Annotated in this window: 10 protein-coding genes and 1 pseudogene; 9 read left to right on the plus strand and 2 right to left on the minus strand. The window is 45.8% G+C overall.

Annotated features, from left to right (window positions below):
- Window positions 1–258 precede the first annotated feature (258 nt).
- The 7 genes and pseudogenes from AB5026_RS00980 (at window position 259) to AB5026_RS01010 (ending at window position 7,125) form a co-directional block, all read left to right on the plus strand.
- Window positions 259–1,596 (plus strand): IS1182 family transposase, encoded by a 1,338-nt coding sequence (locus AB5026_RS00980; protein ID WP_227574384.1) that lies wholly within the window; start codon window positions 259–261, stop codon window positions 1,594–1,596.
- A gap of 713 nt (window positions 1,597–2,309) precedes the next feature.
- Window positions 2,310–3,755: a Na+/H+ antiporter NhaC gene (gene nhaC / locus AB5026_RS00985; RefSeq protein WP_015526033.1), complete on the plus strand. Its 1,446-nt coding sequence runs from the start codon at window positions 2,310–2,312 to the stop codon at window positions 3,753–3,755.
- Between the two features lie 5 nt (window positions 3,756–3,760).
- Window positions 3,761–4,252, plus strand: a complete 492-nt coding sequence (locus AB5026_RS00990; RefSeq protein ID WP_015526032.1) for an amidohydrolase family protein — start codon at window positions 3,761–3,763, stop codon at window positions 4,250–4,252.
- A 53-nt stretch (window positions 4,253–4,305) separates the two neighbouring features.
- Window positions 4,306–5,466 carry a beta-aspartyl-peptidase gene (gene iadA / locus AB5026_RS00995; RefSeq protein WP_015526031.1) on the plus strand — a complete coding sequence of 387 codons (1,161 nt, stop codon included), beginning with the start codon at window positions 4,306–4,308 and terminating at the stop codon, window positions 5,464–5,466.
- Window positions 5,467–5,501: 35 nt separating this feature from the next.
- A pseudogene (locus tag AB5026_RS01000) lies at window positions 5,502–5,702 on the plus strand (sugar ABC transporter permease); the annotation flags it as partial.
- 201 nt (window positions 5,703–5,903) lie between these two features.
- A complete protein-coding gene (locus AB5026_RS01005) occupies window positions 5,904–6,695 on the plus strand; it encodes a ParA family protein (protein WP_015526030.1) in 792 nt (263 codons plus the stop codon).
- Window positions 6,682–7,125, plus strand: coding sequence for a hypothetical protein (locus AB5026_RS01010; protein ID WP_021650455.1), 444 nt, complete (start codon window positions 6,682–6,684; stop codon window positions 7,123–7,125). Before AB5026_RS01005 ends, AB5026_RS01010 begins: the two co-directional genes overlap by 14 nt.
- Window positions 7,126–7,273: 148 nt before the next feature.
- On the opposite strand, the gene AB5026_RS01015 is transcribed toward AB5026_RS01010, so the two are convergent.
- The gene (locus tag AB5026_RS01015; RefSeq protein ID WP_173739790.1) at window positions 7,274–8,995 is read right to left on the minus strand and encodes an ABC transporter ATP-binding protein; all 1,722 of its coding nucleotides are present in this window, start codon (window positions 8,993–8,995) and stop codon (window positions 7,274–7,276) included.
- Between the two features lie 441 nt (window positions 8,996–9,436).
- Between AB5026_RS01015 and AB5026_RS01020 the strand changes: the two genes are divergently transcribed.
- Together AB5026_RS01020 and AB5026_RS01025 are read left to right on the plus strand one after the other, a co-directional pair.
- Window positions 9,437–11,689 (plus strand): PTS transporter subunit IIABC, encoded by a 2,253-nt coding sequence (locus tag AB5026_RS01020; RefSeq protein ID WP_015526027.1) that lies wholly within the window; start codon window positions 9,437–9,439, stop codon window positions 11,687–11,689.
- Window positions 11,690–11,928: 239 nt separating this feature from the next.
- Complete coding sequence (locus AB5026_RS01025; protein WP_147603315.1) at window positions 11,929–12,756, plus strand: PRD domain-containing protein; 828 nt, start codon at window positions 11,929–11,931, stop codon at window positions 12,754–12,756.
- 28 nt (window positions 12,757–12,784) lie between these two features.
- Here the strand turns inward: AB5026_RS01025 and AB5026_RS01030 are convergent, their stop codons facing one another.
- A complete protein-coding gene (locus AB5026_RS01030) occupies window positions 12,785–13,663 on the minus strand; it encodes a LysR family transcriptional regulator (RefSeq protein WP_015526026.1) in 879 nt (292 codons plus the stop codon).
- Window positions 13,664–13,814 lie beyond the last annotated feature (151 nt).

The raw sequence follows: 13,814 nt of genomic DNA on the forward strand, positions 1-13,814 counted from the left end.
GTTAATTTTCAAGGTTAGATCTTATACATGAGGTCTAACCTCTTTTTTAGTTTTTCCCTAAATAGGGGTTGACACTTCAACTCAAATGTGCGGCCGCTCTCACTACTGATTGGTTTTTAGAAGTAGTGAGAGCGGCCCTTGTAGTTAAAGAAGCATCTGCACGATGCAAATACAACTACAAGGAGATTTTTTTATGCTACAAAACCAAATCAAAACCATATTTAAAAGGGCACTGAAAAAGTCTGATTCTAAAAAAGAATTGGGCTTTTTTGTGAAAATTTCGGTCGCCCGGCAAAGGAACCAGAAATGATGTTTAAACTGCTTTTCCTGAAAAAACTGTACGATCTTTCTGACGAAGCCCTGATTAGCAGCGCCCAGACGGACATGGCATATAAATTTTTCCTTGACCTGGAACCAGAAGCAAAAATGATAGATCCCAGTCTTCTCACAAAATTCAGAAAAACTCGTATTACAGAAGATATTCTGGAAGAAATGTTAAAAGAAACCATTCAACAGGCTTTGGATAAAAATCTGATCAAATCGGGAACCATTATCGTTGATTCCACCCATACAATTGCTTCTGTCTGGGCAAAATCTCCAACGCAGATTCTGCGGGATATGAGCAAACAACTTCGGAAAGAGGTTTATAAAACAGCTTTTGAATTATCAGAGCGATTTCCTGAGAAACCCTCTTTGGAAGCAGGACTGGATGAAGAAATTGCCTATACTAGGGAACTACTCCAGGTTCTGGAGGAAGGAATAAAATCCTGTGGAAATAAAAAGATACAGAAACTTTCTCATGAAATGAAAGAACTACTAGAAGATGAGCGGCTCAAAGAGATCCGATCCAAAGATGATAAAGATGCACGGTTTGGACATAAAACGGCAACCAGTACGTTCTATGGATATAAGAATCATCTTGCGATGACTGAAGAACGTCTCATTGCGGGGATCACTGTAACAGATGGAGGAGCACCAGATGGGCAGGAATTACCAAAACTGATAGAAAACGCGAAGGAAAATGGAATAAAAGTTACAGAAGTTATAGGCGATATGGCATATGTCAGTGATGACAATCTGGAAGTCTGCGGAAAAGAGATTACATTGATTGCCAGAACCAATACAGCAGTAGCTGCTGCAGCAAACGGGAACCTTGAGGAAGGTTTCTGCTTTAATAAAGATGCTGGGATGCTGCAGTGTCCTGCCGGAGAGCTTTCCACGCGTGTAGAAAAAAGAACGGCAAAAAATGGGAATACTTATTTAAGATATATATTTAGCAAAGTAACGTGTCGGAAATGTCCCCAAAGAGAAAAATGCCGTGTAGGAAGATCAAACGCTAAAACAAGAAGCTACAGTATCACGCAAGCAAGCGAGAAAAATCTTGAAAGGCTTAAATTTGAAGAAAGCGAATATTTTCAGGAGCGAATGAAGATTCGGCACAGGATAGAAGAAAAGAATGGAGAACTAAAGGAAGCTCACGGTTTGCGTAAAGCAGATTCGAGAGGTTTATTTGCTATGCATCTGCAAATGTATTTTACGGCATTTACAGCAAATGTAAAACGAATAGTAAGATTAGATGAGCTGGCTATGGAGTAAACCATAGCTTTTTATGATTTTCCTAAGTAAAGATTTGAAAATAATATAAAAGAAAAACTTCCACTTAAGAAGAAATGGAAGTTTTTCAGTGCCCTTCAAATACAAGGGGTGTGGCACTTTTATCTGCATACACGAAACATAGTAATGTTTTATCTCCGCTTACTTTTTTTCTGAATTCCTTTCATTTTCCGTTTTGTTATGAATTGATAGTCTGTTCTGAATCCACAGGTTTCGTGGAGATCGTCAGTGATTTTCTGACGTTCATATACCGGCATGAAACCCTGTTTTTCTACATCTGCAAATTTTATGTCTTTTAAAATATGGAGCAATTGTTCTGTAGTATAAGTTCCTTTCAAAGCGCGGTTTAATAACCGGATTTGTATAGGACTGAGTGATATAAAAGGACTCGGAATTTTTTGATTTTGATGTTGTTATACGCACAATAATTACCGCTTCCACTGTTATAGTACATATCACTAAATATTACTATATAATAAAAATAAAAATTTGACAAAAAAATAAGCCTGTTTCAAGGCTTTGCGGTACTTTTTTGAATTTCAATGTGTCAAACTCCCGTGTAACAAGAAAATAAAAAAATATAAAGTTTTAGTTGTTGCCCGTTATCTTTTCTGATATAATAAGTCCAAATCTTAATACTCTGCCGTGATAAAATGTGAAACTGTCACGAAGGAGGCTAAAAGGAGAAACTACAAATGAAAGAAAAGAAAGAACGGGCCAAACGTCTGCCCACTTTTGCGGAATCGATCACACCGATCGTCGCAATGCTCCTGATCCTTACCATCGGAAAAGGCGTATTCGGCTACAGCACAGAGCCGCTTCTGATCATGGTAGCTGCAATCGCAGCATTTATCGCGTTCCGTGTAGGCATTACCTGGGATGAGATGATGGATGAGATCTGCACCAAGATTGCAAAGGGCATGCCTGCCATCCTGATTCTTGTATGTGTTGGCGCTATGGTTGGTACCTGGATGGCATCCGGTACCATTCCGATGATGATTTATTACGGCGTCCAGATCGTAAACCCGAAATTCATGCTGGTTACCGCGTTCCTGATCGAGGCAGTGGTTTCGGTTGTTACCGGTACCTCCTGGGGTTCCGTTGCAACCATGGGTGTTGCCCTGATGGGAATCGCAAGCGCCCTTGGCGTATCCCTTCCGGCTACTGCAGGCGCCTGCATCGCAGGTTCCTACTTTGGTGACAAGATGTCTCCGCTGTCCGATACCACAAACCTGGCTCCGATCGCGGCAGGCAGCACACTGTATGAGCATATCGGACATATGTTCTACACCACTGTCCCAGCAACCATCGTTTCCCTGGTGGTATATGCCATTGTTGGTATGAACGCAGATGTAAGCGCAGATATTACTTCTGACACCGTTACTACTTTATTAAGCCAGCTTTCTTCCATGTACAGCTGGAACCTGCTGATCATCATTCCGGTAGTGATCGTGCTGGGCGGCTCCCTGCTTCAGAAGCCAACCATTCCGGTTATGCTTCTTTCTACTTTTGTAGCAGGCTTGGAGAGTGTCTTCATTCAGCACGTAGCGTTAGGAGATGTGTTAAAGGCAACCGTAAACGGTTTTGATGTATCCATGATCCACCGTGCAGGATTTGACACCGAGACCTGTTCCGAGGCCGTAACCAAGCTGTTAAACCGCGGCGGTATGAACGGCATTATGAGCACCACACTTCTGGTATTCTGCGCATTCTGCTTCGCAGGTATCATGAGCCGGGCTGGCTGTCTGGATGTGGTACTCCAGAAGATCTTAAGCGTGGCAAAGAGTACCGGTGCGCTGATCACCGCAACCGTTGCAGCCTGCATTACCATGGCACTGACCACCGGTAACTCTTACCTTGCCATTCTGATTCCGGGCGAGATGTTCCGTGACGCTTACAAAGAGCGCGGGCTTGCGGCAAAGAACCTGTCCAGAACCCTTGAGGATGCCGGTACCGTAGTTGTACCGCTGATCCCGTGGTCCGCAGCAGGTGCTTACATGGCTTCCACCCTTGGCGTAGAGACTTTGGATTACCTTCCATGGGCAATCCTGTGCTACACCGGCTGGATTTTTGCAATCATCTGGGGCTTTACCGGATTTGGTATTGCCAAGCTCGATGATGAGAAGAAAAAGGAGAACTAAATACGATGTCCAGAGTGCTTTTGATTAAAAACGCGAATCTGTATGATCCGGATCCAAAAGGAATCCGTGATATCCTGATCGTAGATGAAAAAGTATTTTCTGTGGCAGAACACATCGATCCACCGGAACTTTCTGCTCCGGTGGAAGTTGTTTCTGCAGATGGAAAAATGGTAATTCCTGGTTATGTGGACCAGCATGTTCATGTGATTGGCGGGGGCGGCGCAAAGCTTCTGGTTACACGGCTTTCTTCCCTGCATGAGGAAGTGCGTGATGCTGTAAAGGCAGGGGTTCCGGTGGAAAAAGCCATCCGCATCTGCGGGGAGAACCCGGCCAGAGCCAACGGATTATTCCCGAAAAAGGGCTGCATCCGTCCGGGCAGCGACGCGGATCTTGTGATCCTGGATGAGGAATTTCTGGTAGATACGGTATTTGTCCGTGGACAGAAAATGGTGGAGTATGGAAAAGCACTGGTAAAAGGCACCTTTGAGACAGACTGACAGAAGCTTTGAAATAGAAAAGCGGAAAAGAAAGAGACAGGAGAATTGACATTATGATCAAGTTACTGAAAAACGCGAATGTGTACGCACCGGAGAAACTGGGAAAGAAAGATATCCTTATTGAGGGGGAAAAAATCCTTCTGATGCAGGATACTATTGAGGGATATGAGGGACTTCCGGGAGTGGAAACCTATGATCTGGAGGGAAAGACCGTTGTTCCGGCTTACATTGACATGCACGTGCATATCACAGGCGGCGGCGGAGAGCAGGGGCCGGCATCCCGTGTACCGGAATCCCAGCTCAGTGAATTCTTCAAAAATGGTATTACCACGGTAGTCGGACTTCTGGGAACCGATGGCGTAACCCGCAGTGTGGAAAATCTGGTCGCAAAAGCTCGCGCCCTGACCGAAGAGGGCATGACCGTGTACACTCTGACCAGTTCCTATGGTTACCCGCCGACCACCCTGACCGGAAGTGTAGAGCGCGATATCATCCTGGTTCCACCGATGATCGGTGTGAAGGTAGCGGTATCGGACCACAGAAGCTCCAACCCAGGCGGAGAAGAGCTGATCGCGCTGGCTACTGCAGCGCGCAGAGCCGGCTTACTCAGCAATACCCCTGGCCTGGTAACCATGCACATGGGTGACGGAGAGGGAAGACTGGATCCGATTTTCTATGTGCTGGATCATTCCGACGTTCCAGCCAAGAACCTGCTGCCGACCCACATCTTACGCAATCCTGGACTGATTGATGCCGGCGCGGATCTGGTGCGCCGTGGCGGCTACATTGACTGCACCGCCGGCGCCGATGATGTGGAGGTCGAATCCGATGCTCTGAAGCTCTATGAGCTGTTGCACCGCGAAGATGTGAGCCTGGATCATGTAACCATGTCCAGTGACGCGTTCGGAAGCCAGCCGCGCTTCAACGAAGAGGGCGAGTGCATTGGCCTGACCTACGCGTCCCCGAAGTATCTGCACCGTACCATCCAGATCCTGGTAAGAGAGGGCATGCCGCTGGAGGATGCCTTACAGCTTCTGACCAGCACTCCGGCCGTACTCCTTGGCAAAGAAGGAATCAAGGGCTGTGTAGCGGAAGGCGCAGACGCAGACCTTCTGGTACTGGATGAGAATCTCAACATCAACAGCCTGTTTGCCCGCGGCAAGGTCGCTGTGTGGGAGCAGGAAGTGAAGATGAAGGGCAGATTCGAGCAGTAAGGAAAAACATACAGGAGAAGGACTGTGATTGACTTATTGGTGGTGCTTCTGCTTATGGTGGTACCGGTACAGTTCCTGGTGTTATCATTGGTGCACTTCTGATGGGTGTTCTGAATCTTGGCATGAGTATCATGGGTATTGACCAGAATATCCAGAAGGTTGTTAAAGGTATGGTTCTTCTGGCAGCGGTTATCTTCGATGTTGTCAGCAAGAGAAAATCTTTTATCGTAAAATAATAATAGTCAGCGAATCAGGACAGCAGGTTTTCGGAGTGATCCGGAACCTGCTGTTTTTGGGTGTATATACTGTTGTTTTATGTGAGGTTATTTTGTCGGTTTTCGTGGTTTTATGGGGGATGTGCTTGTTTTTAGGAGAACGTTATATTATAATAAGGGCAAGTGACAGAAAATACGAAATTATGTTGTCGGGAGGCTGTAATGGGAAATACAGTAACGATCTGTTTTGCAAATAATAAGGGCGGCAGCGGAAAGTCCACCAGCTGTTCCAATGTGGGAGCGGCACTGGCCGGCATGGGTAAGAAGGTACTGATGGTAGACGGTGATATGCAGCTGAATCTTTCCCTTTCTTTTTTTTCGGAGGAAGAAGTGCTTGAGATGGCAGCAGGGGAAAAGAATCTCTACTATGCTATCGGTCATCAGTCGGATCTCAGCGATTTTATCGTGCATACGAAGTATGAGAATCTGGATCTGGTTCCGTCGTCTACGCTGATGAGCTCCGTGGAATATGAGCTTTTTACAAAATGGCAGAGAGAGTTTATCCTGCGGAAATGTCTGCAGAAGGTTAAAGATTCCGGAGTGTACGATTACATTCTCATTGATGCACCGCCTACTCTTGGCGGCTGGGTGATGAATATTTTATGTGCATCCGATTATGTTCTTGTTCCGGTAGAGGCAAGTCCGTGGGGTATGTTTGGTCTTGCAAATATGTTTGATTTCCTCAATGAAGTCAGGGAGATCGCTCCGGATTTAAAGGTTTTGGGAATCGTAGTAACCAAGGCAGATGCCAGAAAGAATTATTTCAAACAGACTATGGAAACACTGAAAGAAATGGAAGGAATCTATCTTTTCGAATCTTTTATCCGTGTAGACAGCTCCATCGAATGGTCCCAGGACAGCAGTGAACCAGTTGTGGAGTTCAAAAAAAGCAGCCGCAGCGCAAAAGAGTACATAGCATTGGCAGAGGAGGTAATGAATCGTGTCAGTAGGTAAAGCAAGCATCGCAAGAGCAGTAAATGCAGAAAAAGCATCCAAAACAGAAACAAAAACAGAGGTAAAAGAGGCTGAGGTTAAAGCAGCAGAGAAGCCGTCAGAGGTAAAAGCTGAAACAGCTGAAAAAGCGGCAGAAAAAACTACAGCAAAGAAAACAGCAGCCAAAGCTCCTGCAAAGAAGACCACAGCAAAGAAAGCAGCCGCAACAAAAACAACAGCAAAGAAAACCACTACCAGAAAAACAACAGCACGTAAAACCGCAGCAAAGAAAACAGCTGCAGCAGAAACAACAGGAACTGTAGCCCAGAACGTGATCAGCGGAGGAAACGCCGACGAACTCCAGGCCAAATTCCTCACCCCAAAGAAAGATGAGCCGGACAACAACCAGCCAGTAGGAATTAAAGACGAGCTTCCGGTTTATCTGCTGTAATCTTTGATTGAATTTTTTGAAAAGATAGTAATTGACAAATAAAAAGACTGCTATATATCTATATCACTATTGATAAGGTATACAGCAGCCTTTTATTTTGCCCTATAAAAATCTCAGTGGGACAGCGAAGCGCCTCCCTCGTATCTTTCTACATATTGTAATATGCAGCATACAATCCATTCTTCTCAAGCAGTTCAGCATGAGTGCCTCTTTCGGCGATACCCTCCTCCGTGATCACAATGATCTCATCCGCATCACGGATCGTAGAAAGCCGGTGCGCGATCGTAATGGTAGTACGATTTTTTGAAAGCTCCTCCAGACTCTTCTGGATCCAACGTTCGCTTTCGTTATCCAGAGCGCTGGTGGCCTCATCCAGGATCAGGATCGGAGGATTCTTAAGGAATACACGTGCAATGGAAATCCGCTGCTTCTGTCCGCCGGAAAGGCGTGTGCCACGTTCTCCGACATAAGTGTCGTATTTATCCGGAAGCTCCATGATAAAGTCATGGATACTCGCACATTTGGCGGCTTTGATGATCTCTTCATCGGAAGCTCCGGGCTTTCCGTAGGCAATATTATCCTTGATGGTTCCATCAAAAAGATAGACATCCTGCTGTACCATACCGATCTGGCTTCGAAGGCTCTTAAGAGTCAGCCCGCGGATATCCTTTCCGTCTACAGTAATGGAACCGCCGGTCACATCATAAAATCTGGGCAGGAGAGAGCAGATCGTGGTTTTTCCGCTTCCGGAAGGTCCCACCAGGGCAATGGATTTTCCTGCCGGGATATCAATAGAGATATCGGAAAGCACAGGAGTTTCATCATCGTTGTAATGAAAAGAAACATGGTCGTAACGCACATGTCCTTTCACGTCCGTAAGCTCCGCAGCGTTGTCTGCATCCCTGATCTCGGATTCTGTTTCCATCACATCCAGGAAACGGCGGAAACCGGAAAGACCCTTCTGCATCATTTCCACAAGTTCCACCAGGATCTGGATGGGGCTGATAAAGATTCCGATATACAGGGCATACATGGCAAGATCTGCAGTCTGCATTTCACCCTGAGCGATCAGATAGCCGCCGTAAACAAGAGTTACCAGGTACATCATGCCCTGGAAGAAAAGATTGGAACTCATGAAGCTTCCCATACAGTGATAATTATCTCTTTTGGAAACAAGGAACGCTTCATTGCTTTTCTTAAATTTGGCACGTTCGATGTCCTCGTTTGCGAAGGATTGCACCACGCGGATTCCGGAAAGCGTATCCTGAAGACTGGCATTTACATCTCCGATCTTACGCCGGTTTTCCATGAAGGTTTCCTGCATTTTTGCATTCTGGCGGAAGGAAAACACAAACATCACGATCACCAGGAGGATCAGCGGCAGTGCAAGTTTTTTGTTGATAAAGAACAGGAAGATAAAAGCACCGACGATCTTTACCAGAGAGATAAAAAGATTCTCAGGACCATGATGTGCAAACTCGGAAATGTCAAAAAGGTCACTGACCAGCTTGCTCATCATCTGACCGGAATTATTCCTGCTGTAATAGGAAAAAGACAGCTCCTGGTAATGGTCAAAAAGCTCCCGGCGCATATCACGTTCCATCTTTGCACCCATCATATGTCCCTGATAGGTTACATAATATTTGCAGAGACTCTGCACAATGTACATAACAAAAAGAGAAGCTGCAATCACAGGGAGGGCATGAAGAATAATATCCTTATCCTGTGTAAAGAGAGTTTTTGTCATAGTACGAAGAATCTGGGGATAAGCAAGATCTACCAGACTGATAACGGCTGCACAGATCAGGTCAATAAAAAAGACCGCTTTGTACGGGCCGTAGTAGTGGATGAATTTCTTGATGGTATTCATCGGAAAAGTACCTCCGTTTTTATGAAATGTATAGTGTTGTCTGAGCAAAAAATATTGCTGCCGGACATTCTATGTTCATCTTATCATAAGTGAGAATAAAGTCAAGATAAGTGAATTTCTGGCCTGTTTCGTTTCTGTATACTTTCTGAGAACAGGAACTATATGGCTGCTGTTCACAGGAAATATTCCGCAAGAGATTGTTGGCAACGGAGCGGATAGTGATATGAGGAGATATTTTTTGGAAAAAATCAAATTACTCCTTGACACAGAAGAACAAAACCCGTATAGTGTATTTCAGATTTGGTGTGTAACTGATAAGCAGGCATTAACCAGTCATAAATGTTATTATTTTTATTTGACGTTTATGGGGGGTGGTGTCTTTTTTTGTTGCCCACTTAAAAGATTCCCGCTCCAAAACGTCGAAAGAAAAGGAGAGAGAACATGAAAGACAAAATTTTCGGAGTTTTGCAGCGTGTGGGACGTTCCTTTATGCTCCCCATCGCAATCCTTCCTGTGGCAGGCCTGCTTCTTGGATTCGGCAGTTCCTTCACAAATGAAACGACCATTGCAACCTATGGACTTCAGAAGATTCTGGGAGACGGAACCATCTTAAATGCACTCCTAGTCATCATGAACAAAGTCGGAAGTGCGGTATTTGATAACCTGCCTTTGATCTTTGCAGTAGGTGTGGCCATCGGTATGGCAAAAAAAGAGAAAGAGGTAGCAGCTCTTTCCGCACTGATCGCTTACTTCGTTATGAACGTAGCCATCAACGGTATGCTGGTAGTAAATGACAAGATCACAGCAGACGGACAGATCGCAAAAAGCGTTCTGGAAGGTACTGTAACTTCTGTCTGCGGCATTCAGTCTTTGCAGATGGGTGTGTTTGGCGGTATTATCGTCGGCCTTGGTGTTGCGGCTCTGCACAACCGTTTTCATAAGATCGTGCTTCCAAACGCACTTTCCTTCTTCGGTGGTTCCAGATTTGTGCCCATCATTTCCACCATTGTATATATGTTTGTGGGAATCCTGATGTATTTCGTATGGCCGGCAGTCCAGAACGGTATTTATGCTCTGGGCGGTCTTGTAACAGGCAGCGGCTATGTCGGAACCCTGATCTTCGGTATTATCAAACGCGCGCTGATCCCATTCGGACTTCATCACGTATTTTATATGCCATTCTGGCAGACAGCCGTTGGCGGGACTATGGAGGTTGCAGGCCAGATGGTACAGGGCGGACAGAACATCTTTTTCGCCCAGCTTGCAGATTCCGCAAATGTAGCGCATTTCAGTGCTGATGCAACAAGATATTTTTCCGGAGAGTTCATTTTCATGATCTTCGGTCTTCCGGGAGCTGCTCTTGCCATGTACCGCTGTGCAAAGCCTGAGAAGAAAAAAGCAGCAGGCGGACTTCTTCTTTCAGCAGCCCTTGCATGTATGCTTACAGGAATCACAGAGCCACTGGAGTTCTCCTTCCTGTTTGTAGCTCCTGCATTGTTTGCAGTACAGGTTGTTCTTGCAGGCGCGGCTTATATGATCGCACATATGCTGAACATTGCAGTAGGACTTACCTTCTCCGGCGGTTTCCTGGATCTGTTCCTGTTCGGAATCCTTCAGGGAAATGCAAAGACAAGCTGGTTCAGGATTATCCCGGTAGGTATCATTTACTTTATTCTCTATTATGTGATTTTCACCTTCCTGATCAAAAAGTTCAACTTTAAGACTCCGGGACGTGAGGATGACGACACAGAAACAAAGCTTTATACAAAAGCAGATGTAAACGCAAGAAAAGAAGCCGGAAAAGCCGGTGAAGCAGCAGGAAGTACATCTGCAGACCCGGTAAGCGAAGCCATCACAGCCGGCCTTGGAGGAAAGAAAAACATCAGTGATGTGGACTGCTGTGCAACAAGACTCCGTATCACCGTCCATGACGCAGCAAGAGTCAACGACGATATTTTGAAAACAACAGGTTCCAGAGGAATCGTGAAAAAAGGCCAGGGTGTCCAGATCATCTACGGTCCGCAGGTAACTGTGATCAAATCCAAGCTGGAGGATTATCTGGAGACAGCGCCGAATGAATATTTTGAAGGTGCAAATGAGAAAGAAACAGACAATGCGGAAAATCAGGCTCAGTCTGATACAGAGCGTACAGCAGAAAGTACAGGTGAGGCTACTCAGAACACAGCTCCGACATCCGAAGCCAGCACGCAGCCAGAGAAAAAGGTTCTCAGAACAGCGATTGTCTACAGCCCGGTAACCGGTATCGCCGCAGACCTTTCCACAGCGCCGGATGAAGGCTTTGCGGAAGGAATGATGGGAGAGGGTGCTGTAGTCACACCGAAGGACCCGGTGATCTGTGCTCCGGAAGACGGCGAGGTAGAGTTTATTTTTGACACAAAGCATGCCATCGGATTCCAGACAGATACAGATCTTCCTATGCTCCTCCATATCGGCATTGATACTGTAAAGCTGGAAGGAAAAGGCTTCGAGATCCTGGTAGAGCAGGGACAGCATGTAAAAAAAGGCGAGCCGTTGATGAAGATTGACATCCCGTATCTTATAGAAAACGCTCCGTCCTTATGTTCTCCGATCCTTTGCACAGAGATCGAGGATAATCAGAGAGTACGCCTTCTTGCCAATGGAGAGATCAAGGCAGGAGAGCCGCTGTTCGCAGTAGAGACTGTGGAAGAATAGGAAATTTTTCAGCAATAATATAGAAGATTGGTTTTGTGAAAAGCGCGCCTAATGCCCGGGCGCGCTTTTCCTGTGGCAAAGAAAATAACTGTCTGTCAGAAGGGCTTTACACAAAAGAAAGATTCTGTTACGATAAAGAAAATCAACAGCTGCAGACAAAAATGTCGACTGAAAATCCGGGGCAGACAGTGGTGGAATGTGGAAAAGCAGCAGGATATATAAAAATGGTGGGGAAAAAGATGTACAGAGTGAGCAAGGTATTGAACAATAACGGCATCATTGCCATAAATATGGAAGAAAACCAGGAATATGTACTTCTGGGAAAAGGTGTGGGATTTGGAAAGAAGGTCAGCCAGCGTTTTGAGGCTCCGGCAGACTGTACTATTTACAGGCTGGCTCAGGAGACAGAACGTGGCTCAGCAAAAGAACTGGCAAAGAGCATAGCACCGGAATTTCTGGAGATCGCAGATGAGATATTGAGAGAAGCTGAGAAGACCTTTGGGGATACCATAGACAGAAGGATCCTGTTTCCCCTTGCTGATCATATTTCCTTTGCAGTGGGACGTATCCGGAATCATGAGCAGATCAGCAATCCTCTGACGGATGATATCAAGGTGCTTTTTTACAGCGAATTCAAGGTGGCGGAGGTATTGAAGAAGATCCTGAAGGAGCGGATGGATATTGAAATCGACGAGCATGAGGTGGGATATGTGGCACTTCATATTCACTCAGCACTTGGAGATGAAAAGGTGTCTGTTGCCATGCAGACAGCAAGAACGGTACGGGAATGCATCGCCATGATCGAGATGGCCACAGGAAGAAAGATCGATGTGATCTCCCTGTCCTACAACCGTATGATGAACCATATCAAATATATGGTAGCCCGTGTCTCCACAGGGGAGACACTGAAGCTGGATATGAATGAATATATAGAAGAAAAATATCCGGAATCCTACAGGATCGCGGAGGATGTCTGTGAGAGCCTGGGCAAAAGCCTGGGTAAAGAGCTGGATCCTATTGAAATTGGTTATCTTGCCATGCATATTGAGCGGACAGTGGAACAATAAATGTAAATGGCTGATCCGCCTCAGGGATTTACACAATAAATTCAATAGCTTTTTTGACAGCAGTACTCATGGCAGTACTGCTGTTTGTGACTAAGCAGACCTCTCTCTGAGGGAGCGGCTCCTTAAGCTGAAGGGCAAAAATCTTCCCGTCATTGATCACTTCCCGGGCAAGGGGCTCGGGGTAAAAGCCGATTCCCAGATTGTGGACGATCATGGGAAGGACCTGGTCTGTAGTTGCTGCCTCGATGTCAGGATGAAAAGAAACACGGTTTTCCATAAAGTAATTCATATACATTTCTCTAGTGCTGGTCCCTTCCGCAAGACCTACAAAGGGCAGATCCTGAAGCTCATGGATGCTGATAGGGGCAGTGGTCAGATCCTTATATTTGCTTCCGCATACAAGAATTTCCCGGTAACGCAGGAGACTTTTTTTCTGTAAAGGCTTGCGGATGGAGATCGGAGTAGTGACAATAGCGAAATCCACCGCATAATTTTTCAGTGCCTGTACTGCCTGAGGAGTAGAATGGTTAAAGAGGCGCAGGCGAACATGGGGATATTGCTCGCGGAACAGCTCCAGCTTTTCCAGAAGGATCAGACGCAGGGCATTTTCGCTGGCGCCGATGGAAACCAGACCATGCTCCAGCTCTCCGTTCTGGCGGATTTCCTCCTCGCCGATGGACAGCTGCTCAAAAGCCAGGGCAACGTGTTCATAAAGCTGGCGGCCTTCCGGTGTAAGTGCGATTCCCTTGTTGGAGCGGAGAAAGAGCGTACATTTCAGCTCCTGCTCCAGGTTGTTCATACAGCGGGTGATATTTGGCTGGTTGTTGTGAAGAGCTCTTGCTGCCTTGGTAAAGCTCTTATACTGGGCTACATAATAAAAGATCCGGTAGTAGTCGTAAGTGATCATGTATTGTCTCCATCCTGTGATATGATTTTAATATGTTTACGATATTAATAATACTTTTTACATTTGCTTCTGAGCAAACTATAATACACCCGAGGAAAAAAATCAATGACAGGAGTGATTTAGAGTGGTTTCAGGAGGCGGAAAGCTGCAA

Source organism: Blautia sp. RTP21359st1_E11_RTP21359_211015 (assembly GCF_040910705.1).
In the GTDB taxonomy this organism is placed as follows: Bacteria; Bacillota; Clostridia; order Lachnospirales; family Lachnospiraceae; genus Blautia_A; species Blautia_A fusiformis.